Source organism: Intrasporangium flavum (assembly GCF_001956915.1).
In the GTDB taxonomy this organism is placed as follows: Bacteria; Actinomycetota; Actinomycetes; order Actinomycetales; family Dermatophilaceae; genus Monashia; species Monashia flava.
In genome coordinates this window covers 36,919-60,272 of the sequence record NZ_MLJO01000013.1, presented here as the reverse complement: position 1 = coordinate 60,272, position 23,354 = coordinate 36,919, and the positions used below count along the sequence as shown (strand labels likewise).

Sequence of the window (23,354 nt, the reverse complement as noted above, 5' to 3'; positions counted from 1 at the left end):
CGACCGAACGTGACCTCTCGACGGTGTAGGGCGGGTCAGGAGAAGACGGCGAAGAGGTGCACGACCGCGCCGACGGCCAGGACCGACCCGGCGCCGGCACCCACCTGGCCGCGCAGCGTCATCATCGCCGGCTCGAGCGCGAGCACGCGGCGGAAGGACCACGACACCGTGCCGACGGCCGCGCCGATGCCGAACGCGCCGGCGAGCCCGACCTCGTCGACGCGCGTCGACACGAGCATCGCGACGACCGAGGCGGCCACGAGCGCCACGAGCCCGAGGGCCGGGGCGGCCACCCGCACGGCGGCGACGGCGTCGGCGAGCAGGGCCGCGGCCACCGCGGCCATCGCCACCACGGCGACGGCGCGACCCCGACCGGTGTCGGCCGCGACGACGGCCGTGGTGCCGGAGGCGATGACGGCCAGGCCGCCGAACGAGGACAGGAGGGTCAGCACGAGACCCTCGCGGCCCGTGCGCCGCAGCAGCTGGGCCGAGAACGACAGGAGGATGCCGAACGCGACGGCGGCGGCGACCCAGCGCAGGTCGTCGCGCACGGCGCTCAGCACCACGGCGACGGCCGAGAGGGCGAGGACGACCGAGGTGGCGTCGGGGGTCGCCGAGCCCGAGAGCACCGGCCAGCCCCAGGCGGTGACGAGGGCGAGTACGAGCGTGAGGGCGAGGGTCGCCCCGTAGCCCGAGGCGAACGCGGGGAGCAGCGCGAGCGCCCCGACGAGCGTCACCCCGATGGCGACCCACCGGACGCGGTCGGCCCCGACCGGCGAGATCGGCACGTGGAGCGTGCCCTCGGGCCGGCCGCCGGGGTCAGCGGGGGCGGGTCCGTCGGCCGGCTGGGCCGCCGTGGGGTCGTCGGGCACGGGGGCCATTGTGCATCACCCGCCGGCGAACGGCGGCAGGACCTCGACCGTCGCGCCGGCCGGGACCGACGTCTCGCGGCCGACCTTGCGCCCGTCGAGCAGGAACGTGGCGACGCGGGCGACGCGCTCGAGCCCGGGGTGCGCCGCCACCGCGGCGTCGACGACCGATCCCACGGTGTCGCCGGGCTGGACGTCGGAGTCGGTGCCGGCCGCAGCGCGCGCCGCCGCCCAGTAGCGCACCGTGACGCCGGACGCCGGGGCCGCCGCGGGCGCGGGAGCGCCGACGGTGCCTGCGGCCACGGGGGCGTCGGTGGCTGCCGGGGAGGTCTGGCTCGAGGTCATCGGACTCCGTCTCATCGTTCATGCCGTTCGGTCCGGGCCCGACCAGTCTCGCCTATCCTGCATGAGATGGCCCGCCTGCTGCTGCTCACCAACGCGCTCGCTCCGAGCGCCGAGGTGCTGCCCGCGCTCGGGCTGCTCAGCCACACGGTCCGCATCCTGCCCGCCGAGGCCACGGCCCTCGTCGACGCGCCGGACTGCGACGTCGTGCTCGTCGATGCGCGACGGGAGCTGGCCAGTGCCCGGTCGCTGTGCCGGGTGCTCCGTACCACCGGCATCGGCACCCCGCTCCTGGCCGTCCTCACCGAGGGCGGCCTTGCTGGTCTCACGGCCGAGTGGGGCCTCGACGACGTGATCCTCGACTCCGCCGGCCCCGCCGAGGTCGACGCGCGCCTGCGCCTCGCGATGACCAAGGGCCAGGAGGACGACGCCGACCTCGACCTGCCGATCACCTCGGGCGAGCTCGTCATCGACGAGGCGAGCTACTCGGCCCGGTTCCGCGGCCAGCCGCTCGACCTCACGTACAAGGAGTTCGAGCTGCTCAAGTACCTCGCGCAGCACCCCGGACGCGTCTTCACCCGCGCCCAGCTGCTCCAGGAGGTCTGGGGCTACGACTACTACGGCGGCACCCGCACCGTCGACGTGCACGTGCGCCGGCTGCGCGCCAAGCTCGGCCCCGACCACGAGGCCCTCATCGGCACGGTGCGCAACGTGGGCTACCGCCTCGTGCCCGACCGCGCCGACGCCACCGCGTGAGGCGTCCGGGAACGGGCGTGGCCCGGACCCCCGCTGGGGAGTCCGGGCCACGCGTCGTGCGTCGCAGGCGTCGCCGCCGTCAGGGAACCACGCTGATGCGCGTCGCCGGGGCGGGCGCGTAGTTGGCGTTCTCCGGCTTGGACAGGTAGTTCGCGAAGGCGTCGATGTCGAGCCCACCGAAGTACTTGGCCGTACCGCCCTGGAAGGCGGGGAAGTTGTCGCCGCCGTCGGACAGGAAGTTGTTCGTGACGATGCGGTAGGACGCCGTCTTGCTGACCGGCGTGCCGTTGATCGCCACCGTGCCGTCGACGACCTGCTGGGTCGCGGTGCTCCACGTGTAGGTGAAGCCCTTGTTGACCTGCAGCATCTTCGCGGCGCTGCCGGCGTTCTTGCCGGTGCGCTGCTGGTTGAGGACGTCATAGATCTGCTGGCCGGTGAGGTTCATCGACACGAGGTAGTTGTTGAACGGCTGGACGTTGAACGCCTCCTCGTAGGTGATGGCCCCGGGGGCCTCGCCATACTTCGAGCTGGCGTAGGTGAGGTCGGTGCGGATGCCGCCCGGGTTCATGAAGGCGACGACCGGCGCCGTCTGGCCGCTCGGGACGACCGAGGTGTCGGCCAGCTGGGCGTCGGCGATGAGGTCACCGAGCGGGGACTCACCGGCGGCGCTCTGCGTGCGCACGATGTCGGTCGAGATCGTGCCGATGATCTTGCTCGCGATCGCCTTGACGAGGTCCTTGTACTTGGCGATGAGCGCCGTCTGGGCGGTGTCCGGGGCGATGGTGCGCGTCACGAGGTTGTTGACGGAGTCGGCCTCGGTCGGACGGACGATGTCGGACGTGCGACGGTCGTAGGTGACCTCGGTGTCGTTGTACAGACGGCCGAACGAAGAGGCCGAGGTGACGAGGCGCGGGACGCCGTTGGAGTCCGGGATCGCGCACACGTACGGCTGGTGCGTGTGGCCCGAGATGACCATGTCGATCGCCGGGTCGAGGTTCTTGACGATCGGGATGATCGGCGAGTCGGCCGACAGCGTGCCGCCGCCCTTGCACGTGTAGTCGTAGGGCGTGTTGGCCGGCGGGGTGCCGCCCTGGTGGACGAGCACGACGATGGCGTTGACGCCCTGGGCCTTGAGCACGGGCACGAGCGCGTTGGCGGTCTCGACCTCGTCGTTGAACTGCAGGCCCGCGACACCCGAGGCGGTGACGATGGTCGGCGTGTCCTTGAGGGTCATGCCGATGAAGCCGATCTTGGCGCCGTTGAAGTTCTTGACCCAGTAGGGCGGCAGGATCGTCTTGCCGGTGGCCTTCTCGACGACGTTGGCCGCGAGGTACTGGAACTTCGCACCGGTGAACGTGCCGGCGGGGCAGGAGTTCTGGTTGTTGGCGCCGTCGCCGTCGTCGATGCAGCCGCCGTTCTGCAGGCGCTGCAGCTCCTTGTAGCCCTCGTCGAACTCGTGGTTGCCGACGGACGTGGCCTCGAGGCCGAGGCTGTTGAGCGCCTCGACGGTGGGCTCGTCGTGGAAGGCCGCGGACAGCAGCGGGGAGGCCCCGACCATGTCGCCGGCCGCCACGGTGACGGTCTTGTCGTGACCGACACGGGCCGCCTTGAGGTGCGCCGCGAGGTACTCGACGCCCCCGACGTCGGTGGTCTGCGTCGACGCGGGACCGGTCTGGATACGGCCGCTGGAACCGCTCGGCGGCTCCAGGTTGCCGTGGAAGTCGTTGAACGACAGGATCTGGATCTTGAACTGGGTCTTGCCCGGAGCGTCGGGCGCCGCGGCGGACGGGGCCGCGAGGGCCGGTGCCGCGAGCGCGGCCGCGCAGATGCCTGCGATGCCCACGCCGGCGATACGGCGGGTGGAACGGGACATGATCTCCCCTTGTCTGGCAGTGACGTTGCGTGCCGGGGGCACGCGACGGACTGTAGTGCGCGGCAGCGACCGTCGGGGCGCTTGGCGCGCATCGCTTTGTCAACTGCGGCTTTCGTCCCCGGCCCCGCGGTCGGGGGGTCCGGTGTGTGGTGGAATCGGCGCCATGACGGACCCGACCGCCCCGGACCCGACCGACCTCGACGTGACGGTCCACGACGCGTCGAGCCCCCTGTCGGCCGTGGACGTCGCCGAGTCGCTCGCGGTGGCCTCCGAGGCCGCCGACGCGGACGGCTCGTCGCCGCTGTCCGAGCAGTTCCAGCTCGCGCTGCGCGCGGCCTCGAGCGAGGGCGCGCGGCACGTCGTGGCCCGCTCCGGCGGACGCGTCGTCGGCTACGCACAGGTGCGCGACGGCGCGCCGGGCGAGCCGCCGTCGGCCGAGCTCGTCGTCGCCCCGTCGGCGCGGCGCACCGGCGTCGGCACCTGGCTGCTCGAGGCTCTCCCGCCGGACGCGCGGGTGTGGAGCCACGCGTCGGGCCCCGCCGGCGAGGGCGCTGCTGCGTTCGCGGCCGCGAACGGCCTGCGCCCGGTCCGCTCCCTGCACGTCATGGGTCGCTCGCTCGTCGACGGCCCGGGGTGGCCCGCGGCGGTCGTCCCCGAGCGGTACGCCGTGCGACGCTTCGAGCCCGGGCGCGACGAGGACGCCTGGCTGGCCCTCAACGCCTCGGCCTTCGCCCACCACCCGGAGCAGGGGTCGCTGACGCGCGCCGACCTCGACCAGCGCACGGCCGAGCCGTGGTGGGACCCGGACGGCCTGCTGCTCGTGGTCCGGGCCGATGACCCCGCCCGGCTCGTCGCCTCGCACTGGACGAAGGTCGACCCGCCGGAGGGCGACGTCGGCGAGGTGTACGTCGTCGCGGTGTCCCCCGAGCACCAGGGAGAGGGCCTGGGCCGGGCCGTCACCGTGCTGGGGCTGGACCACCTGCGCTCGCTCGGCCTGGCACGCGTCGTGCTCTACGTCGACGAGGAGAACACGGCGGCGGTGCGCACCTACCGGGGCCTCGGCTTCGAGGACGTCGAGGTGCACCGCCAGTTCGCGCGGCCCTGACGCGTCCGGTCGCCTCCGCGGGGCGGGTGGGGTTCGCGCGGCCGGCACGTGTGAGGTGCCCGGCGGCTGGGACGAGTTCACCCCGGCGTGGCCGAACGGTGCCACGATGAGCGCATGAGCACCGGCAGCCTCACCCCGACCGACGTCGCCGAGCAGGACCGCGAGCACGGCCACGACCAGGACCGTGAGCAGGACCGTGAGCAGGGCCGTGACCGGGCCCCGGAGGCCGGCCGCGAGGGGCAGGAGGCCCTCGTCGAGGGCGCCGAGGTCAGCTCCTTCACGAGCACCGTCCACGCCCGACGCATCCCGACGCGCGCCGCCAACGGCCGCTTCGTCGGCGGCGCCGCGCCCGACGAGGCCCAGGACGAGCTGCCCGCCGACCGGTACCTCGAGCGCGAGCTGTCGTGGCTGCAGTTCAACGAGCGCGTGCTCCAGCTGGCGATGGACCCGGCCGTGCCGCTGCTCGAGCGCACCCGCTTCCTGGCGATCTTCGCCAACAACCTCGACGAGTACTTCATGGTGCGCGTCGCCGGGCTCAAGCGCCGCATCGCCACCGGCCTCGCCGTGCGCACCGCCGCCGGCATCGAGCCGCGCGAGCTCATCGAGCGCATCGCGCGCCTGGCCCACGAGCTGATGCTCCAGCACGCGGCCGTCTTCCAGCACGAGGTGCGCCCCGAGCTCGAGGAGCAGGGCATCACCATCGTTCGCTGGGACGAGCTCGACGACGAGGAGCGCGAGCCGCTGCACTTCTTCTTCGCCGACCGCGTCTTCCCGGTGCTGACGCCGCTCGCCGTCGACCCCGCGCACCCGTTTCCCTACATCTCGGGGCTGTCGCTCAACCTCGCGGTGCTGCTGCAGAACCCGAAGACCGGCTCCGAGCACTTCGCCCGCGTCAAGGTGCCGCCGAGCCTGCCGCGCTTCATCCTCGTCGAGGAGGACATCGACTCCGAGGTCGAGCGCAAGCGGTTCGTGCCGCTCGAGGACGTCATCGCCAGCCACCTCGACCAGCTCTTCCCCGGGATGCTCGTGCAGGAGCACTTCTCCTTCCGCGTCACCCGCAACGAGGACCTCGAGGTCGAGGAGGACGACGCCGAGAACCTCCTCACCGCGCTCGAGAAGGAGCTGACGCGCCGCCGGTTCGGCCCGCCGATCCGCCTCGAGGTCGAGGACGAGATCGACCCCAAGGTCCTCGACATGCTCAGCCGCGAGCTGCAGATCAGCGACCGCGAGATCTACCGGCTGCCCACCCCGCTCGACCTGCGCGGCCTGTTCACCATCGCCGACGTCGACCGCAGCGACCTCGAGTTCCCGAAGTTCTTCCCGCGCACGCACCCCGACTTCGCCCCGACCGAGAGCGCCAAGGCCATCGACCTGCTCGCGGCCGTGCGCCAGAAGGACGTGCTCGTCCAGCACCCGTACCACTCGTTCTCGACGTCGGTGCAGGCCTTCATCGAGCAGGCCGCGAACGACCCGAAGGTCCTCGCGATCAAGCAGACGCTCTACCGCACCTCCGGCGACTCCCCCATCATCGACGCCCTCATCGACGCCGCCGAGGCCGGCAAGCAGGTGCTCGCCGTCGTCGAGATCAAGGCCCGCTTCGACGAGGTCAACAACATCAGCTGGGCCCGCAAGCTGGAGGAGGCGGGCGTCCACGTCGTCTACGGCGTCGTCGGCCTCAAGACCCACGCCAAGCTGTGCCTCGTCGTGCGTCAGGAGTCCGACGGCCTCGTGCGCTACTGCCACATCGGCACCGGCAACTACAACCCGAAGACGGCCCGCGTCTACGAGGACTTCGGCCTCTTCACCACCGACCCGCAGGTCGGCGAGGACCTCTCGCGCCTCTTCAACCTCCTCTCCGGGTTCGCCCCGCGCAGCAAGTTCAAGCGCCTCCTCGTCGCGCCCCGCACGGCGCGCTCCGGGCTCGTCGACCTCATCGAGCAGGAGATCGAGATCCACCGCTCTCGCGGCGGGGACGGCCGGGGGCGCATCGTCATCAAGGCGAACGCCATGGTCGACGAGGCCGTCATCGACGCCCTCTACCGGGCCAGCATGGCCGGGGTCCGCGTCGACGTGTGGGTCCGCGGCATCTGTGCCCTGCGCCCCGGCGTCGAGGGGCTCTCGGAGACGATCCGGGTGCGCTCCATCCTCGGCCGCTTCCTCGAGCACTCGCGGGTCTTCTGGTTCGACCACGGCGGCGACCCGCAGGTGTACATCGGCAGCGCCGACATGATGCACCGCAACCTCGACCGACGCGTCGAGGCCCTCGTGCGCATCACCGACCCGGGCCACGTGCTCGAGCTCGCCGACCTCATCGACCTCGCGTTCGCCGACTCGACCTCGCGCTGGGACCTCGGCTCCGACGGCCGGTGGGTGCGCTACCACCAGAACGAGGACGGCGAGCCCCTCGACGACCTCCAGGCCACGCTCATCGAGCGGCACGACAAGCGTCGCCGCAAGGCCCGGCGACGCTGACGCCACCGCGGGAGTCTCCCGTGCCTGCCCCCGTGGGCCCGACGCGTCTGGCAGGCTGACGCGGGTGGCCTCCGTGATCCCCGCCGCCGGCACCCTGCCGTGGCGCCGCACCGACGAGGGGGTCGAGGTCGCGCTCGTGCACCGGCCCAAGTACGACGACTGGAGCTGGGCCAAGGGCAAGCTCGACCCGGGCGAGCACCCGTGCGTGGCCGCCGTGCGCGAGACGTTCGAGGAGACCGGGCTCGTGGTGCGGCTCGGACCCTCGCTGCCGCCGGCCGAGTACGCGGTGCTCGACGCCACCGGCGGGCCCGCGACCAAGCAGGTGCACTACTGGGCAGCCGAGGTGATCGGCGGCGACGGGAGCCTGCTCCACGAGATCGACGAGGTGGCCTGGGTCGACGTGCGCACGGCGCACGGCCGGCTCGACTACGCCCGCGACCGCGACCAGCTGCTCGCCCTCGTGCGCCTCGACCGGGCCGAGCAGCTCGCGACGTGGCCGCTGGCTCTCGTGCGCCACACCAAGGCCCGGCCCCGAAGCCGGTGGAGCGCCGACGACCGCGAGCGCCCGCTCGACGCCGTCGGCCGCGCCCAGGCCGTCGACGTCGCCGCGGTGCTGGGAGCCTTCGGGGTGCGCCGCGTCGTCAGCTCGTCGAGCACCCGCTGCGTCGAGACCGTCGAGCCGTACGCGACGCGGGCCGGCGTCAGGCTGCGCACCCGCGACTCGCTCTCCGAGGAAGGCTTCGAGGCCGACCCGTCCGGGGCCTGCCGCCAGCTGGACAAGCTGCTGCGCAAGGCCCGGCCGGCCGCGCTGTGCAGCCACGGCCCCGTGCTGCCGACCCTCATCGCGCGGCTCACCGAGGCCGTCGACGCGACGAGCCCCGACGCCGACCTCATGCGCGAGCACCTCGCCGAGGCCGGCGCCAAGGCGATGCACAAGGGCGAGGTGCTCGTGTGCCACGTCGCCGGCGCCGGCGCGGACGCGCGCGTCGTGGACGTCGAGCGCATCGACACCTGAGGCCGACCGGCTGCACCCGCCGCCCCTGCGGACCGCGCCGCATCCCCCGTGCTCGCGCCTGCGCGCCCGCCCGAACCCTCCATCGTCGGCGCGTGCGCACCCCCGCGCATCCCGAGCCGAGCGCCGACCCCAAGACGTCGCTCCTCGTTCACCCGGAGTTAACCGGACGTGGGGGAACGGACACCCTGCAGCCCTACCTTCGCGGTGGATGAAACGTCATTCACCGTCGGACGGCAGCGCCCGCCCGGCCACCAGGACCGTCCCATCGAGAGGGAACACACTCGTGTCTGTTTCGCGTACCAGCGCCCTCGGCGCCATCGCCCTGTCCGGGGCCCTTGCGCTCTCGGCCTGCGCGTCCGAGAACAACGGTGCCGCTCCCGGCGCCGGCTCCACCGCTGCGGGCGGCTCGACCGCCGCCGGCGACTGCTTCAGCGGCGACCTCAAGGCAGAGGGCTCCTCGGCCCAGAAGAACGCCATCGACGAGGCGATCAAGGCCTACCAGAGCGCCTGCGCCGACGCCAACATCGACTACCAGCCCACGGGCTCGGGTGCCGGCATCAAGCAGTTCATCGCCAAGCAGGTCGACTTCGCCGGCTCCGACTCGGCGCTCAAGACCGAGCCGAAGGACGGCGTCATCGAGTCCGACGCGGCCAAGCAGGCCTGCGGCTCCGAGGCCTGGAACCTGCCCATGGTCACCGGCCCCATCGCGATCGCCTACAACGTCAAGGGCGTCGACAAGCTCGTTCTCAACGCCGACGTCGCCGCGAAGATCTTCGACGGCAAGATCACGGCGTGGAACGACCCGGCCATCGCCGCGCTCAACAAGGGCGTCACGCTCCCGTCGACGCCGATCAAGGTCTACTTCCGCTCCGACGAGTCGGGCACGACCGAGAACTTCACCAAGTACCTCAAGGCCGCCGCACCCGAGGCCTGGAGCTACGACCCGGGCAAGAAGTGGACCGGCAAGGGCGAGGGCAAGGAGAAGTCGGCCGGTGTCGCCACCGCGACGAAGGGCCAGGACGGCGGCATCACCTACGTCGAGCTGTCCTACGCCCAGCAGAACCAGCTGCCGATGGCGCAGATCGACACCGGCTCCGGCCCCGTCGAGCTGACCGCCGAGTCTGCCGGCAAGACGATCGCCACGGCGAAGCAGACCGGCACCGGCAACAACCTCGCGCTCAAGATCGACTACGCGACGAAGGAGGCCGGGGCCTACCCGATCGTCCTCGTCACCTACGAGGTCGTCTGCTCGAAGTACGCCGACGCCGAGACGGGCAAGAAGGTCAAGGCCTTCCTCAAGACGTTCGCCTCCGACGAGGTCCAGAAGGACCTCGAGACCAAGGGCTACGCGCCCCTGCCGACCGACGTCGCGACCAAGGTCAAGACGGCCGTCGACGCCATCTCCTGACCGACCGACCGCTCAGGGGCGGACGCCGAACCGGCGTCCGCCCCTGAGGCGGTACCGGACCCAGGCACCACCCGATTGACCCCGAGCAGGAAGGCCCCACATGTCGAGCGTGACGGGTGCATCCGCCACTGACGAGATGCCAGGCCCCGACGGACGAGCCCCCCTCGAGGCCGACCGCGCCTCCACCGGACGCATCGGCGACCGCCTCTTCGGCGGCGCCGCGACGCTGTCCGGTTTCCTCGTCATCGCCATCGTGACCCTCATCGCGGTGTTCCTCGTCGTCGAGGCCGTCCCGGCCCTCGTCGACAACAACGCGAGCTTCCTGACGAGCCGCGTCTGGGCGCCGGGCGGCGACAAGCCCGCCTTCGGCATCCTCGAGTTCCTCTGGACCACGGTCGCCGCCTCGACGATCGCGATGTGCATCGCGGTGCCCGTCGGCGTGGCCGTGGCCCTGTTCCTCACCCAGTACTCCCCGGCCTGGCTGCGCCGGCCGGCGGCGACGCTCGTCGACCTGCTGGCCGCGGTGCCCTCGATCGTCTACGGCCTCTGGGGCCTCATCGTGTTCTTCCCGGTGTGGAAGCCCGTGCAGACGTGGGTCGAGTCCACCCTCGGCTGGTTCCCCCTCCTCGCGCCGACCGGCATCTCCGGCGGCACGATCTTCTTCATCGGCATCGTCCTGTCGATCATGGTCCTGCCCATCGTCACAGCGCTCTCGCGCGAGGTCTTCGACCAGACGCCGGTCACGCACAAGGAGGGCGCGCTCGCCCTCGGCGCGACCCAGTGGGAGATGATCCGCACCGCGGTGCTGCCCTTCGGTCGCCCCGGCGTCATCTCCGCCGCGATGCTGGCCCTGGGCCGCGCGCTCGGCGAGACCATCGCGGTGACCTTCCTCGTGTCGGCGCTCGCCGACGGCACCGACTGGACCTTCTCGCTGTTCAACGGCGGCGAGACGTTCGCCTCGAAGATCGCCAACAACGCCGCCGAGTTCAGCAACCCGAGCAAGACCGGCGCCTACATCGCGGCCGGGCTCGTGCTGTTCGTGCTGACCTTCGTCGTCAACAGCATCGCCCGCGTCGTCATCGAGCGCAGGAAGGCCTTCAGCGAATGAGCACGGTGACCGAGAACCGCGGCCCCCTCGACAGCACCGACGGCACCACCACCGACGCCACCCCGCCCGGGGGCAAGCGCGGCCGCGAGGCCCTGCGCGAGATGAGCAACCCGCACCGGGCCCGCGCCGTCAAGGACGTGGTGGCCCGCGTCGTCATGTGGGGCGCCTTCCTGCTCGCCATGGTGCCGCTCGTGTGGATCCTCGGCACCGTCGTGCTCAAGGGTGCGCACATGCTCACCACCTCGGTGTGGTGGACCGGCAACCAGCGCAACATCAACTCCGACGACGTCGGCGGCGGCGCGCGCCACGCCATCGAGGGCACCCTCGAGATGGTCGGCTTCACGGCGCTCATCGCCGTGCCGATCGGCATCCTCACCGCCGTCTACCTCGTCGAGTACGGCCGTGGCTGGTTCGCCCGCACGATCAGTTTCACCGTCGACATCCTCTCGGGCATCCCCTCGATCGTGGCGGCCCTGTTCATCTACGCCGTGTGGGTCACGACCTTCGGGATCGACCGCTCGGGCGTCGCGGCCTCGCTCGCGCTCGTGCTGCTCATGATCCCCGTGGTCGTGCGCTCCACCGAGGAGATGCTCAAGCTCGTCCCGAACGAGCTCCGCGAGGCGTCGTACGCCCTCGGCGTGCCCAAGTGGGTCACCGTCGTGCGGGTGGTGCTCCGCACCGCCTTCTCGGGCATCGTCACCGGCGTGCTGCTCGGCGTCGCCCGCGTCATGGGCGAGACGGCCCCGCTGCTGATCCTCGCCCCGTACACCAAGAACTTCCAGCGCGACCTGTTCAACGGCAACTTCCCGACGCTGCCCATGATGATCAACCAGGACCGTGGCGACATCGCCCTCGCGGCCGCCGCCGAGCGGATGTGGGGCACGGCCCTGACGCTGATCATCCTCGTCCTGATGCTCAACGTCATCGGCCGGCTCATCGCGCACTTCGGCTCGGTCAAGAAGTAAGAGAAAGCGAATCCCCTGACATGGCAAAGCGAATCGACGTCAGCGACCTCAACGTCTACTACGGCGGCTTCAAGGCCGTCGAGGGCGTCACGATGACGGTCGAGCCCCGGTCCGTCACGGCGTTCATCGGCCCCTCGGGCTGTGGCAAGTCGACCTTCCTGCGCACCCTCAACCGGATGCACGAGGTGATCCCCGGCGGACGCGTCGAGGGCAAGGTCATGCTCGACGACCAGGACCTCTACGCCCCGTCGATGGACCCGGTGGCGGTGCGCCGCACCGTCGGCATGGTCTTCCAGCGGCCCAACCCGTTCCCGACGATGTCGATCTACGACAACGTCGCGGCCGGCCTGCGCCTCAACGGCGTCAAGAACAGGAAGACGCTCGACGGCATCGTCGAGAGCTCGCTCAAGGGCGCCAACCTCTGGAACGAGGTCAAGGACCGCCTCGGCAAGCCCGGCGCGGGCCTGTCCGGCGGCCAGCAGCAGCGCCTCTGCATCGCCCGGGCCATCGCCGTGCAGCCCCAGGTGCTGCTCATGGACGAGCCGTGCTCGGCGCTCGACCCGATCTCCACGCTCGCCATCGAGGACCTCATCAACGACCTCAAGAGCGAGTACACGATCGTCATCGTCACGCACAACATGCAGCAGGCGGCCCGCGTCTCGGACCGCACCGCGTTCTTCAACCTCAAGGCGACGGGCGAGCCGGGCCGGCTCATCGAGCTCGACGACACGACCCGCATCTTCAACAACCCGACCGAGCAGGCCACCGAGGACTACATCTCCGGCCGCTTCGGCTGAGCCGGAGGCCCGGGGCCCGGGGCCGCACCGGCCCGGACGACGAAGCGCCCACCCGACCGTCAGGTCGGGTGGGCGCTTTCTCGTGCGCGGGGCCGGGTCTCACCGGCCTGCGCGACCGCGCGTCAGCGGAAGATCGCAGTGGCGTACCAGCAGAGGATGGCCACGAGCGCGGCACCCGGGAAGGTGAGGAACCACGCGCCGACGATGTTGCCGGCGACGTTCCAGCGCACGGCGCGCACGCTCTTGGTCGCCCCGACGCCCATGATCGCCGAGGTGATCGTGTGCGTCGTCGAGATCGGGGCGCCGAAGGCGAGGCCGGCCACGTAGAGGATGGACGCGGCGGTCGTCTCGGCCGCGAAGCCCTGCGGGGGCCCGAGGTCGATGATGCGACGGCCGAGGGTGCGCATGATGCGCCAGCCACCGGCGTAGGTGCCGAGGGAGATGACGACCGCCGACAGCACGAGCACCCACAGGGGCACCGTGGGTCCGGTGTGGTAGCCCGCGATCGTCAGGGCGAGCACGACGACGCCGGCGGTCTTGGCGGCGTCCTGCAGGCCGTGGCCGAAGGCCATCGCGGCGGCCGAGGCGGTCTGCGCGAGGCGGAACCCGCGGGTGACGCGTCCGGGGTTGGACCGGCGGAAGAGCCAGAGGATCGCCGCCATGACGAGGTAGCCCACGACGAGGCCGATGACCGGCGACAGGACCATCGGGATGACGACCTTGGTCCAGATGACCGACCACTGGACGGCGACGCCCGCGACGAGCGCCGCGCCGCCCAGGCCGCCGATGAGGGCGTGCGAGGAGCTCGACGGCAGGCCGAACCACCACGTCAGCAGGTTCCAGCCGGTGGCGCCGACGAGCGCGGCGGCCACGAGCCACAGCCCGTCGACGCCGGTGGGCTGGGCGATGATGCCGCTGCCGATCGTCGCGGCGACCTTCTGGCCGAAGAACGCACCGAAGAGGTTGGCGACGGCGGCCATGACGAGCGCGACGCGCGGGGTCAGCGCGCGCGTCGAGACCGACGTCGCGATGGCGTTGGCCGCGTCGTGGAAGCCGTTGGTGTAGTTGAAGCCCATGGCGAGCGCGATGACCGCGACCACGCCGAACAGGGGGACGGTGGTGTCCATCGGAGGGTCAGGACTCCTTGACCGCGATGCCTTCGACCACGTGCGCGACCTTCTCGAACGCGTCGGCCGCGTTCTCGAAGCCGTCGACGATGGCCTTGACCTTGATGACCGTGACGGGGTCGACGGAGTTGTTGAAGAGGTTCGCGACCATGGTGCGGTGCAGCGAGTCGGCCTGGTTCTCGAGACGGTTGATCTCGATCCAGTAGCTCTTGAGGTCCTGCAGCGAGCGCAGGCGCGGCATCGCCTCGGCGGTGACCTCGGCCATCCGGGCGAGGATCTCGAACTGGTCGACGAGACCCTCGGGGATCTCACCGACGCGGTAGAGCACGATGAGGTCGGCGGTCTCCTCGATGAGGTCCATGCAGTCGTCGAGCGACGCGGCGAGGTTGTGGATGTCCTCGCGGTCGAACGGCGTGATGAACGAGCTGTTCACCTTGTTGATGAGCTCGTGCGTCGCGTCGTCCGCGGCGTGCTCGAGCTCCTTGAGCCGGTCGGCCACCTCCTGGCGCTTCGCCGGTTCGACCTCGAGGAAGCGGGTCAGCTCCCGGGTCGCCTCGACGAGGAGTTGTGCGGAGGAGGTGAAGAGGGAGAAAAAGCTCGTGTCCTGGGGTGTGAGGCGAAAACCCACGGGCGTGCTCCGGTCGAGTCGGGGTCTGGTCCGGGGACGATGCTACGGGCAAGGACGACATGCGACGCAATCGAGGCTCCACCCGGGGTTCACCTCCCGTTCGGGCGGCGGAGCGGGCCCTACCGGCGGGTAGGGGTCGTGGGACCACCCCGCGGGACGGGCGGAGCCGCAGCGGCGCCGCAGCGGAGCCGCGGTCGGCGCCGGTCGGCGTCGGTCGGCGCGTCAGTCGGCGCGGTGGGCAGCGACGTCGCCGACGACGGCACCCGGGGCGTCGGGGACGACGGGGAGCGAAGCCCCTGCTGCCGCAGCGGGATCCGGCGCCGGCGAGGCATCGGGGCAGGCGTCCTCACCGACCCCGAGAAGCTCGTCGACCTCGGCCGGGGTGAAGTGGCGCGGGCTGCCGGAGGCGGCCACGACGAGGTCCGAGACGAGCTCGATCTCGTCCCGGAGGGCGACATCGAGCAGGTCTGAGGACCGCTCCTCCTCGGGCGTCATGCGCCCAGAGTAGATCCGCCGGGCAGGTGCCGGGCGTGGAAGGGGACGACGAGATGACAGGGATGCGGGTGGAGCCACACGGAGCATCATCACCCCCCACCCACGGGCCGCGGAAATCGGGGCGGGTGGCGGCTGGACCGTGGCGACAGCAGGCCGGACTCCGGTGGATGGTGACGTCGGGCCGGGAGCGCCTCTCGGCACTGGGCCGCTCGTAGCGGCGGATTTTGGGACCCGGGGCTACCGCGGCCCGACGCGGGTTCAAGGATAGGCGCGTCCGCGGCGAAGTCCAAAGAAACCGCGTCGAAACGTGGACCCGGGCGGCGTGGCCCGTGCGGGCCCGCTGCGGGAGCCCGTGCGGGGCGCGTGCGGGACCGGAGGCTCAGTCGAGGGTGTCGGCACGCCAGAGGCGGGCGCACGCGGCGAGGTCCTCGCCCATCGACAGGACGTTGGCCGCCTGCTCGGCGCTCTCGTCGCCCGAGCCGAGGTCGGCCCGTCCGGCGGCGACGACGCGGCAGAAGGCGGCGGCCCGCTCCAGGGCCACGGCAAGGTCGCCCTCGAAGACGCCCCGGAGCACCTCGTCGACGAGCCGGCTCATCTCCTGCGGGCCCGGTGGCTCGGCGGCGCCGGCGACGGCGTGGTTCGGACCGGTGAACCGGATGCCCGCGCCGTACTCGCGGCTGGCGTCGTCGGGGGTCCGCCGGACCCACTCGCGGAGCACGTAGAGGCGCCACAGGGCACCGGGCAGGCTGCGGGCCGGGCGCTGCGACCACAGCTCGGCGAGGGTGGACAGCCCGATCTCGTCGACGAGCGCGACGAGCTTGGCCGTGACATCGGGGTCGGCGGCCGCGCGCCCCGCGCGGACGAGGGCCCGGGCCGTCTCGTGCGCGACGAGGATCTCCTCGGTCGGGTCGTAGGCGGGGCCGTGCGCCTCGAGCGCCGCCGGGCTGAAGAACGCCGGACGGCGGGGGTTGCTGCGGTGCTCGCCATCGCTCATCCCGGCAGGCTAGCCCTCCCGGCCGACGGCGAGGTGCACGATCCAGCGGGGACGGCCCGGGCGGCTCACGGTCAGAACCACCCGGGCCTGGGCCGATAGGTCGAGCCGGCATCGCCGAAGGCCCTGCACTGTGCCTACCCATGTGGGCCTCGCTCTGGTCACCCGGGCCCCGACGCGGGAGGATCCGAGGGACGACGCGCGCGGCGTGCGGCCGGACCCGGAGGTGGCCATGAGCATCAGGGTGGAGCTCGCGGACCTGCCGCGAGCCCTCGAGGACCACGACTACGCGTTCCTCGTGGCGCAGGGCGCGGAGCGCCCGCACGTGCTCGCGGTGCGCGTCAGACCCGGGTCGGAGCAGGACGGCGGGCTCGTCGTCGACCGGGTCGGGAGCACGGCGACCGGGATCGTCGCCGACCGGCCGGCCGTGACGCTCGTCTTCCCGGCACGCGACCCCGCCGGCCGCTCGCTCATCGTCGACGGCGAGGTCGTCGGCACCGGCGAGGGCACGCTGACCGTGGCCCCCTCCGGCGCGGTGCTGCACCGCCCGGCCTGACGGCGTCCGCGCGGCCCGCTGCCCCCGCGGGCGTCCGTGGCTCCTCAGGGATCTCAGGGACCTCAGGCGGCGGTGCGCCGGCGCAGGCTCTCGCCCTCGATGTCGACGTTCGGCAGGAGCCGGTCGAGCCAGCGCGGCAGCCACCACGCCCGGTCGCCGAAGAACGACATGACGGCCGGCACGAGCGCGAGGCGGACGACGAACGCGTCGACGAGCACGCCGAACGCGAGCGCGAAGCCCATCGACTTGATGATCGCGTCGTCGACGAAGACGAAGCCGGCGAAGACGCTGATCATGATGAGCGCCGCCGCCACGACGACTCGCGCACCGTGGCCGACCCCGGAGACGATCGCCTCGGGGGCCGACTCGCCGTGCACGAAGTCCTCGCGCATCCGCGACACGAGGAACACCTCGTAGTCCATGGCCAGGCCGAAGAGGATGCCGATGAGCAGGATCGGCAGGAAGCTGACGAGGGGCCCGGGGGTGTCGAGGCCGATGGCGTCCTTGAGCCAGCCCCACTGGAACACGGCCACCGTGGCGCCGAACGTCGCCCCGACCGACAGGAGGAAGCCGACGGTCGCCTTGAGCGGCACGAGGACCGAGCGGAACACGAGGGCGAGCAGCACGAAGCTGAGCCCGACGACGACGAGCAGGTAGACGGGCAGGGCTGCCGAGAGCTTGTCCGACACGTCGACGCCGATGGCCGTGACGCCGGTCAGCGAGATCTCCGCCCCGGTCGACGTGGCGACGGGCGCCACGCCGGAGCGCAGGTCGCGGACGAGGTCGAAGGTGGCCTCGTCGCTCGGGCCGGACTTCGGGATCACGGCGAGGATCGTGGTGCGGCCGTCGGCGCTGGTCTGGCCGGGCGCGACCGCGAGGACGTCGGGCGTCTTCTGGGCGATGCCGGCGGCCTGGTGCACGGCGGCCTTGACCCCGGCGGCGTCGTCGCCGTGGACGACCATGACGAGGCGGCCGTTGAAGCCGGGGCCGAAGCCCTCGGACACCATGTCGTAGGCGACGCGCTTGCTCGAGCCGCTCGGGGCGGTGCCGTCGTCGGGCAGGGCCAGACGCATGCTCGCGGCGGGGATCGCCAGGGCGCCGAGCAGCACGACGCCGATGAGCAGCACCGGGCCACGGGCCTTGACCACCCTTCGGCCCCAGGCGAACCCACGGTTGGTCGCGGCGTCCTCGAGGTCGGCGGCGGGCGCGCCGCCGCGGCGCGCCTTGCGCTGGCTCCGCGACAGGACGCGGTCGCCGGCGAAGCCGAGGATGGCCGGCAGCAGCGTCACCGCGACGACGACGGCGATCGCGACGGTCCCGGCCGCGGCCAGGCCCATCGCCGTGAGGAACGGGATGCCGACGACCGAAAGGCCGGCGAGGGCGATGACGACGGTGAGGCCCGCGAAGACGACGGCCGACCCGGCCGTGCCCACCGCGTGGCCCGCGGCCTCCTCGCGGTCCATGCCGACCGCGATGTCGTCCCGGTAGCGCGAGGTGATGAACAGCGAGTAGTCGATGCCGACGGCGAGGCCCAGCATGAGCGCGAGGATCGGCGTCGTGCTCGTGAGGTCGACGACGTGCCCGAGCAGCATGAGGCCGGCGACGCCGAGGCCGACGCCGACGAGCGCGTTGAGCATCGTCATGCCGGCCGCGACGAGCGAGCCGAAGGTGATGAGCAGGACGACGAGCGCGACGACGACGCCGAGCCCCTCGGTCGAGCCCACCTCCGGCTCGGCGAGCAGCGGCTCACCGCCGGAGGCGACGGTCCACCCGGCCGGGGCGCCCTGGCCGAGGTGCTCGTAGGCGGTGCGCTGGTCGGGGGTCAGCTTGTCGGCGCTCTGCTTGTACTGGACGGTGACCAGGGCGTACCGGCCGTCGGGACTGATCGCCTTGGTGTCGAACGGGCTCATCGCGCCGAGGACGCCGGGCAGCTGGTTGGCCTTGGCGACGACCGCGTTGACGGCGGCCTGGCCGGCGGGGGTCATGACCGTCTGGCCCTCGGGCGCCCGGACGACGACGGTGCCGGCCGCGCCGCTCGCCTGCGGGAACTCGGTGCTCAGCGCCTCGAGCGCGCGCTGCGACTCGGTGCCCGGGATCGTGATGTTCGAGGTGGGCGGCGTTCCGGCGGCGACGAACCCGCCGACGACGGCGGCGAGCACGAGGGCGAACAGCGTCGCGACGATGCCGCGTCGGCGGAAGCTGAGGCGCCCGAGTCGGTAGAGCAGGGTGGCCATGCGGGTCTCCAGTGGGTGGGTCGGTCGGGTCAGAGACGGACGGTGGTGAGGCTCGCCGGGTCGCGGTCGAACATCCGCGCCCCGAGCCGCAGCAGGGCCCCGGACAGGGCCTCGTCGTCGACGTCGGGCAGGGAGAGGCACGCGGCGAGCAGGCCGGCGACGAAGGCGTGGGCGGCGACGCGTCGGTCGAGGGTGTCCTCGTCGGCGACGACGACCTCGGTCAGCTCGTCGACCCACTCCTGCCCACGGCCGACGACGGTGATCTCGTCGGCCATGTCCTCGAGGCCGCGGAGCATGGCGATGGCGCTGCGGTGCTTCACGACGAGGGCGGCCGCGTGCTCGAGGGCGAAGGCCACGGCGTCGGTGGGCGGGGACTCCGGCGCGCTCGCGCGGATGTGCTCGACGTCGACGACGAGGGGGTCGAGCAGCTCCTCGAGGATCGCCGTCTTCGTCTTGAAGTGGTAGAGCAGCGCGGCCTTCGAGCAGCCCGCCTCGTCGGCGATCATCCGCAGCGACGTGCCGCGGAAGCCGATGCCGGCGAACATCCGCTGGGCGACGTCGACGATCTCGCGCCGGAGGGCGTCACGGGGTGGCCTGCTCACGGTCCGATGGTGCACTGACCGATCGGTCAGCGTCAAACCGATCGGTCAGCCACCGACCGATCGGTCAGGGACGAGGGTGCGCGCGGCGTCAGCCGAACCAGTACGAACGCGTCACGAGGACGAGCAGCAGGATCGGCACGCCCGCCGTCACGAGGAGGATGCCGAGCCAGCGCGGGCTCCCCGTGGCCGTCGCCACCAGGCCCGCCACGACGAAGAGCGCGCCCGGAGGACGCCCGGCACGAAGAGGGCAGCGAGCGCGAGCCCGGCGGCGACGGCCCAGCCGATGCCGTCGCCCGCACCGAGAGTGATCGTCACCCCCGGTGGCGTGGGGGCGGTCCCCTGCCCCGGCTGCGGCGCCGGTCCCCCGGCGCCGGGCGACTGCTCGTTCCCGACCTGCGACGCTGCGTCCACGACCGACCTCCGTGCCCCTGTTCGACGACCGCCGGCACGATGGGTGCCCGGCGCGTGCCCCCATGCAAGCACTACGCACGCCCGGAGGCGCGTCGTACGCGCCGACGGGCCGAGCCGACGGGCCGAGCCGACGGGCGCGGCGTCAGGCGGTCCGCGCCGGCCAGGAGAACCCGACCCGCGCACCGCCCCACTGCGAGACACCGATCTCGAGCCGGCCCCCGCGTCGGGACGCCGCCTCCTCGACCATGCCGAGACCGAGCCCGGTCTGCGACAGCTCGTCCCCGAACGCGTCCGGCGAGCCCAGCTGTGCCACAGGTGAATCCGGCCCCTCAGCCGCGAAGCCGTTCACGTCACCGCCGGCCCCGACGGCCCCGACGGCCTGCGTGTGCGCACCCGCCAGCACCGCGCGGCGGGTGCCCGCGGAGAAGCCCGGGCCGGAGTCCGACACCCCGACGGAGATCCAGCCGTCGAGCCCGCGGCTGCCGAAGAGCTCGATCGTGTCGCCGGGGCGCGTGTAGCGGATCGCGTTCTCGACGAGCGTGTCGAGGCAGGCGCGCAGCCGTTCGGGCGAGCAGCTCGACGTGCCGGCGCTCGCCGTGACGAGCCACTCGCGCTCGGCGACGGCGGCCCACGCGTTGCGCGTGCGCAGGAGCAGGTCGTCGAGGTCGACGGCCTCGAGCTCGAGGTCCTGCTGCGCGAGCAGGCTGCGCACGAGCCGCTCGCAGACCCGGGTGAGCCGCTTGAGCTCGTCGCTGACGATGGCCAGCTCGATGGCCGACTCGGTGCCGACGTGCCGGTCCTCGAGCACCTCGATGTAGCCGCGCGTGATGGTCAGCGGCGAGCGCATCTCGTGCGACGTGCGACGTGTCAGCAGCTCGCGCGAGTGGGCCTCGCGGCTCTCGCGCTCGTGCAGCGCGGTGAGTGCGGCGATCGCTCCCTGCCGGCGCCGCACGTGCACGACCATGAGCGCCATGAGCAGGAGCATGAGCGGGATCTCGGCGGCCTCCTGCCAGTCGAGCACGCCCTCCGCGACCCGCAGGACGAGGATCGAGCCGGTCACCACCGTGAAGATCGCGAGGCTGGTCCACGTGGCCGCGGCGCTCCACACCTCGAGCCCGAAGCAGAGGGCGAAGGTGGCCCACGCGATGTGGTACGGCACGGTCTCGCTGCCGGGGACGGCCCACATGATCGCCGAGCAGACGATGCCGACGACGACCCAGACCCAGAACGACCGACGCGCCACCACGGCCTCTCCTCAGTCCTCGTAGAAGCAGTAGCCGACGCCGCGCACCGTCTCCAGCGGCAGGTCCTGGCCGAGCTTGCTCCGCAGCCGGCCGACGCACACCTCGACGACGTTGCTCCCCGGGTCGAACTCGAGCCCCCACACGTCGTGGAGCAGCTCCTCCCGGCGGCACACCTGGCCGCGTCGACGCATGAGGTGGGCGAGGAGGCTGAACTCGCGCTCGGTCAGCGTCACCCCGACGTCGTGGAAGCCGGCCCGTCGGCGGCCGAGGTCGAGGCGGACCCCGCCGGCCTCGAGCACCTGGTCGTCGCGGGCCGGGCGTGCCTGGCCGACGTTGCGGCGCACCCGGGCGAGCAGCTCGGTGAGGCTGAACGGCTTGGCCACGACGTCGACCGCCCCGTTGTCGAGCGCCTGGACGCGCGCCCCGACGTCGGTGACCCCCGACAGCACGATGACCGGTGGCATGTCGGTGCGCTGCTTCATCACCTTGAGCATCGACAGGCCGCTCGGTCCGGGCATGACCAGGTCGAGCAGCACGAGGTCGACGCCCCCGCCCTGGAGGCGGTCGAGCGCGGCGTTGGCGGTGGCCGCCGTCACGACCGAGTGCCCTTCCGACGAGAGCGATCTCGCCAGCAGTCCCCGAATGCGTTCTTCGTCGTCGACGACCATGACTGTGGCCATCCTCGGTCCCCCTTGACGTCCCCCGTACTGACAAGTCAGATCAGTTCAGCACCTGTGAGCTTCCTGATGAGGCGATGTCCGATATGTCGCTCCCGTCGGGCGGCCCGAATGCGGACGGTCCCGGACGAAAGGGTGCGGGATCCTGACAGGAACATGACAGAGGTGTTTGCGCGACCTGACCGGGTCGTGATGCGGACCTCGGCCGCACATGACCGACGCGTGAGCACCCGGCCCGTCCGGGAGCGGGCGTCCCGCGGTGGTGCGACGGTCGGTGCGGCGGGTCATCGGGCCTGCCCCGAGGCGTGCGGGGGTGCACCGTGGACGAGGCGCGACGGGATCGGTGGCCGGCACGCGTCGTGTCCGGGCCCGTCCTGACCGCCTCGGCGTGGTCGGCCGGGCTGAGGTCGCGTCCACGCGTGGCGCTCTTGCTCTGCGCGGGCCTGATGGTGCTCGGCGGGCTGGGTGGCGACCCGTCGGCGCGGACGCTGCCCACCGGGTCGCAGCTCGCTGCCGACGGCCGGCCGGGCGTCGAGCTCGCGATCGTCCCTCCGGCCGAAGCGGCTGCCGCCGACGCCGCCGTCGTCGTGGCCCGCTTCGGCCGGTCGGCGGTACCGGCCGTCGCGCTCCTCGGCACGGGGATCGGCTCCTCGCCGGTCGACCCCGTCCCCGCCTCGGTGACGGCCCTGCCCCCAACCTCCACGGGAGTCGTCGGTACGGCATCGACGCGTCACGCCGACGCCGGCAGCACGGCCGGGGGGACGCTCGGCCACGCGGCCCCGTGGACAGTCCCGGCGGTGCTCGGGGCGGCGTACGCACGGGCGGCCCGCTCGACCCGCGCCTCGTGCCACCTGCCCGTGTCGCTGCTCGCCGCGATCGGCGAGGTCGAGTCGGGGTCGCTGCGGGGTCGGCGCCTGACGGCCGACCACGTCGTCGTGCCGGCGGTGCTCGGCCCCCGGCTGGACGGGACGCGGACCGCGGCGGTCCACGACAGCGACGGCGGCGCGCTCGACGGGGACCGGGTGTGGGACCGCGCGGTGGGACCGATGCAGTTCCTGCCCGGCACGTGGCGCCGGTGGGGCCGGGACGGTGACGCCGACGGCGCCCGCGACCCCCAGGACGTCGAGGACGCGGCAGCCTCCGCCGCCGCCTACCTCTGCGCGTCCGGCCGCGACCTCGCCCGCCCGGCCGACCTGCGCGGCGCGGTGCTGTCGTACAACCACTCGCGGGCCTACCTCGCCACCGTGCTCCGCCTCATGGCGCGGGCCGCGGTGCCATCCGGTGCCGGCGACGTCGGGGCCCTGGGCACGGGCGGCCCTCCGGCACCCGCGCCGCCTCCCTCGGCGTCGACGCCGCTCCCCCGGGCGACGCCTCCCCGCACCACGGTCACGGTGACCTCCACGGTGACCGCGCGCAGCACGACGACCGCGACCGTCACGGCGACCGTCACGGCGACCGTCACGGCGACCGTCACGGCGACCTCGACGATCACGGCCACACCCACCAGCCCGACGACCCAGGCGACCTCGCCGGGCACGTCCGGCACGCCGGGCCCGGGGACGTCGAGCGCTCCCGTCCAGGCGACCTCGTCGAGCCTCGCCGCGACGACCGCGTCAGGTGCCGGCACGACGACGCCGGTCACCGGCACGCCGCTGCCGAGCCGCTAGCGTCCGCGCCCG

Annotated in this window: 21 protein-coding genes; 10 read left to right on the top strand and 11 right to left on the bottom strand. The window is 72.5% G+C overall.

Going from position 1 to position 23,354, the window contains the following annotated elements:
* Nucleotides 1-35 precede the first annotated feature (35 nt).
* Nucleotides 36-881 (bottom strand): hypothetical protein, encoded by an 846-nt coding sequence (locus BIV28_RS10870; protein ID WP_076261766.1) that lies wholly within the window; start codon nt 879-881, stop codon nt 36-38.
* Between the two features lie 6 nt (nt 882-887).
* On the bottom strand, nt 888-1,214 hold the full coding sequence (locus BIV28_RS10865) for a MoaD/ThiS family protein (protein ID WP_083707249.1): 327 nt from the start codon (nt 1,212-1,214) through the stop codon (nt 888-890).
* A gap of 66 nt (nt 1,215-1,280) precedes the next feature.
* Here BIV28_RS10865 and BIV28_RS10860 point away from each other — a divergent pair, with 66 nt between their 5' ends.
* Nucleotides 1,281-1,967 (top strand): response regulator transcription factor, encoded by a 687-nt coding sequence (locus tag BIV28_RS10860; protein ID WP_076261765.1) that lies wholly within the window; start codon nt 1,281-1,283, stop codon nt 1,965-1,967.
* A gap of 79 nt (nt 1,968-2,046) precedes the next feature.
* Here the strand turns inward: BIV28_RS10860 and BIV28_RS10855 are convergent, their stop codons facing one another.
* On the bottom strand, nt 2,047-3,840 hold the full coding sequence (locus BIV28_RS10855) for a bifunctional metallophosphatase/5'-nucleotidase (RefSeq protein WP_076261763.1): 1,794 nt from the start codon (nt 3,838-3,840) through the stop codon (nt 2,047-2,049).
* A gap of 163 nt (nt 3,841-4,003) precedes the next feature.
* Between BIV28_RS10855 and mshD the strand changes: the two genes are divergently transcribed.
* The 7 genes from mshD to pstB all read left to right on the top strand — a co-directional run bounded on the left by mshD (nt 4,004) and on the right by pstB (nt 12,710).
* The gene (mshD, locus tag BIV28_RS10850) at nt 4,004-4,945 is read left to right on the top strand and encodes a mycothiol synthase (protein WP_083707248.1); all 942 of its coding nucleotides are present in this window, start codon (nt 4,004-4,006) and stop codon (nt 4,943-4,945) included.
* Nucleotides 4,946-5,059: 114 nt separating this feature from the next.
* Complete coding sequence (locus BIV28_RS10845; protein WP_076261761.1) at nt 5,060-7,417, top strand: RNA degradosome polyphosphate kinase; 2,358 nt, start codon at nt 5,060-5,062, stop codon at nt 7,415-7,417.
* A 64-nt stretch (nt 7,418-7,481) separates the two neighbouring features.
* A complete protein-coding gene (locus BIV28_RS10840; protein ID WP_076261760.1) occupies nt 7,482-8,432 on the top strand; it encodes an NUDIX hydrolase in 951 nt (316 codons plus the stop codon).
* A gap of 283 nt (nt 8,433-8,715) precedes the next feature.
* Complete coding sequence (gene pstS, locus BIV28_RS10835; RefSeq protein WP_076261758.1) at nt 8,716-9,840, top strand: phosphate ABC transporter substrate-binding protein PstS; 1,125 nt, start codon at nt 8,716-8,718, stop codon at nt 9,838-9,840.
* A 100-nt stretch (nt 9,841-9,940) separates the two neighbouring features.
* Nucleotides 9,941-10,948, top strand: coding sequence for a phosphate ABC transporter permease subunit PstC (pstC, locus tag BIV28_RS10830; protein ID WP_076261757.1), 1,008 nt, complete (start codon nt 9,941-9,943; stop codon nt 10,946-10,948).
* Nucleotides 10,945-11,913, top strand: a complete 969-nt coding sequence (gene pstA, locus BIV28_RS10825) for a phosphate ABC transporter permease PstA (protein ID WP_076261755.1) — start codon at nt 10,945-10,947, stop codon at nt 11,911-11,913. Before pstC ends, pstA begins: the two co-directional genes overlap by 4 nt.
* A 20-nt stretch (nt 11,914-11,933) precedes the next feature.
* Nucleotides 11,934-12,710: a phosphate ABC transporter ATP-binding protein PstB gene (pstB, locus tag BIV28_RS10820; RefSeq protein ID WP_076261754.1), complete on the top strand. Its 777-nt coding sequence runs from the start codon at nt 11,934-11,936 to the stop codon at nt 12,708-12,710.
* 122 nt (nt 12,711-12,832) lie between these two features.
* Here pstB and BIV28_RS10815 read toward each other — a convergent pair whose 3' ends face one another.
* From BIV28_RS10815 to BIV28_RS10800, 4 genes are all read right to left on the bottom strand, one after another.
* Nucleotides 12,833-13,837, bottom strand: a complete 1,005-nt coding sequence (locus tag BIV28_RS10815; protein WP_076261752.1) for an inorganic phosphate transporter — start codon at nt 13,835-13,837, stop codon at nt 12,833-12,835.
* Between the two features lie 7 nt (nt 13,838-13,844).
* Nucleotides 13,845-14,465: a DUF47 domain-containing protein gene (locus tag BIV28_RS10810; protein WP_076261750.1), complete on the bottom strand. Its 621-nt coding sequence runs from the start codon at nt 14,463-14,465 to the stop codon at nt 13,845-13,847.
* A 222-nt stretch (nt 14,466-14,687) separates the two neighbouring features.
* Nucleotides 14,688-14,960, bottom strand: a complete 273-nt coding sequence (locus BIV28_RS10805) for a hypothetical protein (RefSeq protein ID WP_076261749.1) — start codon at nt 14,958-14,960, stop codon at nt 14,688-14,690.
* Nucleotides 14,961-15,339: 379 nt separating this feature from the next.
* Complete coding sequence (locus BIV28_RS10800; protein ID WP_076261747.1) at nt 15,340-15,954, bottom strand: hypothetical protein; 615 nt, start codon at nt 15,952-15,954, stop codon at nt 15,340-15,342.
* 229 nt (nt 15,955-16,183) lie between these two features.
* Here BIV28_RS10800 and BIV28_RS10795 point away from each other — a divergent pair, with 229 nt between their 5' ends.
* Nucleotides 16,184-16,507, top strand: coding sequence for a hypothetical protein (locus BIV28_RS10795; protein WP_076262165.1), 324 nt, complete (start codon nt 16,184-16,186; stop codon nt 16,505-16,507).
* A gap of 62 nt (nt 16,508-16,569) precedes the next feature.
* Here the strand turns inward: BIV28_RS10795 and BIV28_RS10790 are convergent, their stop codons facing one another.
* From BIV28_RS10790 to BIV28_RS10775, 4 genes are all read right to left on the bottom strand, one after another.
* Nucleotides 16,570-18,741 (bottom strand): MMPL family transporter, encoded by a 2,172-nt coding sequence (locus BIV28_RS10790; RefSeq protein WP_076261746.1) that lies wholly within the window; start codon nt 18,739-18,741, stop codon nt 16,570-16,572.
* 29 nt (nt 18,742-18,770) lie between these two features.
* Nucleotides 18,771-19,343 (bottom strand): TetR/AcrR family transcriptional regulator, encoded by a 573-nt coding sequence (locus BIV28_RS10785; protein WP_076261744.1) that lies wholly within the window; start codon nt 19,341-19,343, stop codon nt 18,771-18,773.
* Nucleotides 19,344-19,896: 553 nt separating this feature from the next.
* Entirely contained in the window at nt 19,897-20,997 is a 1,101-nt protein-coding gene (locus BIV28_RS10780) for a sensor histidine kinase (RefSeq protein ID WP_207555922.1), read from the bottom strand.
* Between the two features lie 12 nt (nt 20,998-21,009).
* Nucleotides 21,010-21,666 carry a response regulator transcription factor gene (locus BIV28_RS10775; RefSeq protein WP_242652952.1) on the bottom strand — a complete coding sequence of 219 codons (657 nt, stop codon included), beginning with the start codon at nt 21,664-21,666 and terminating at the stop codon, nt 21,010-21,012.
* A gap of 428 nt (nt 21,667-22,094) precedes the next feature.
* On the opposite strand from BIV28_RS10775, the gene BIV28_RS10770 reads away from it, so the two are divergent.
* Entirely contained in the window at nt 22,095-23,342 is a 1,248-nt protein-coding gene (locus tag BIV28_RS10770; RefSeq protein WP_242652911.1) for a lytic transglycosylase domain-containing protein, read from the top strand.
* Nucleotides 23,343-23,354: the final 12 nt, after the last annotated feature.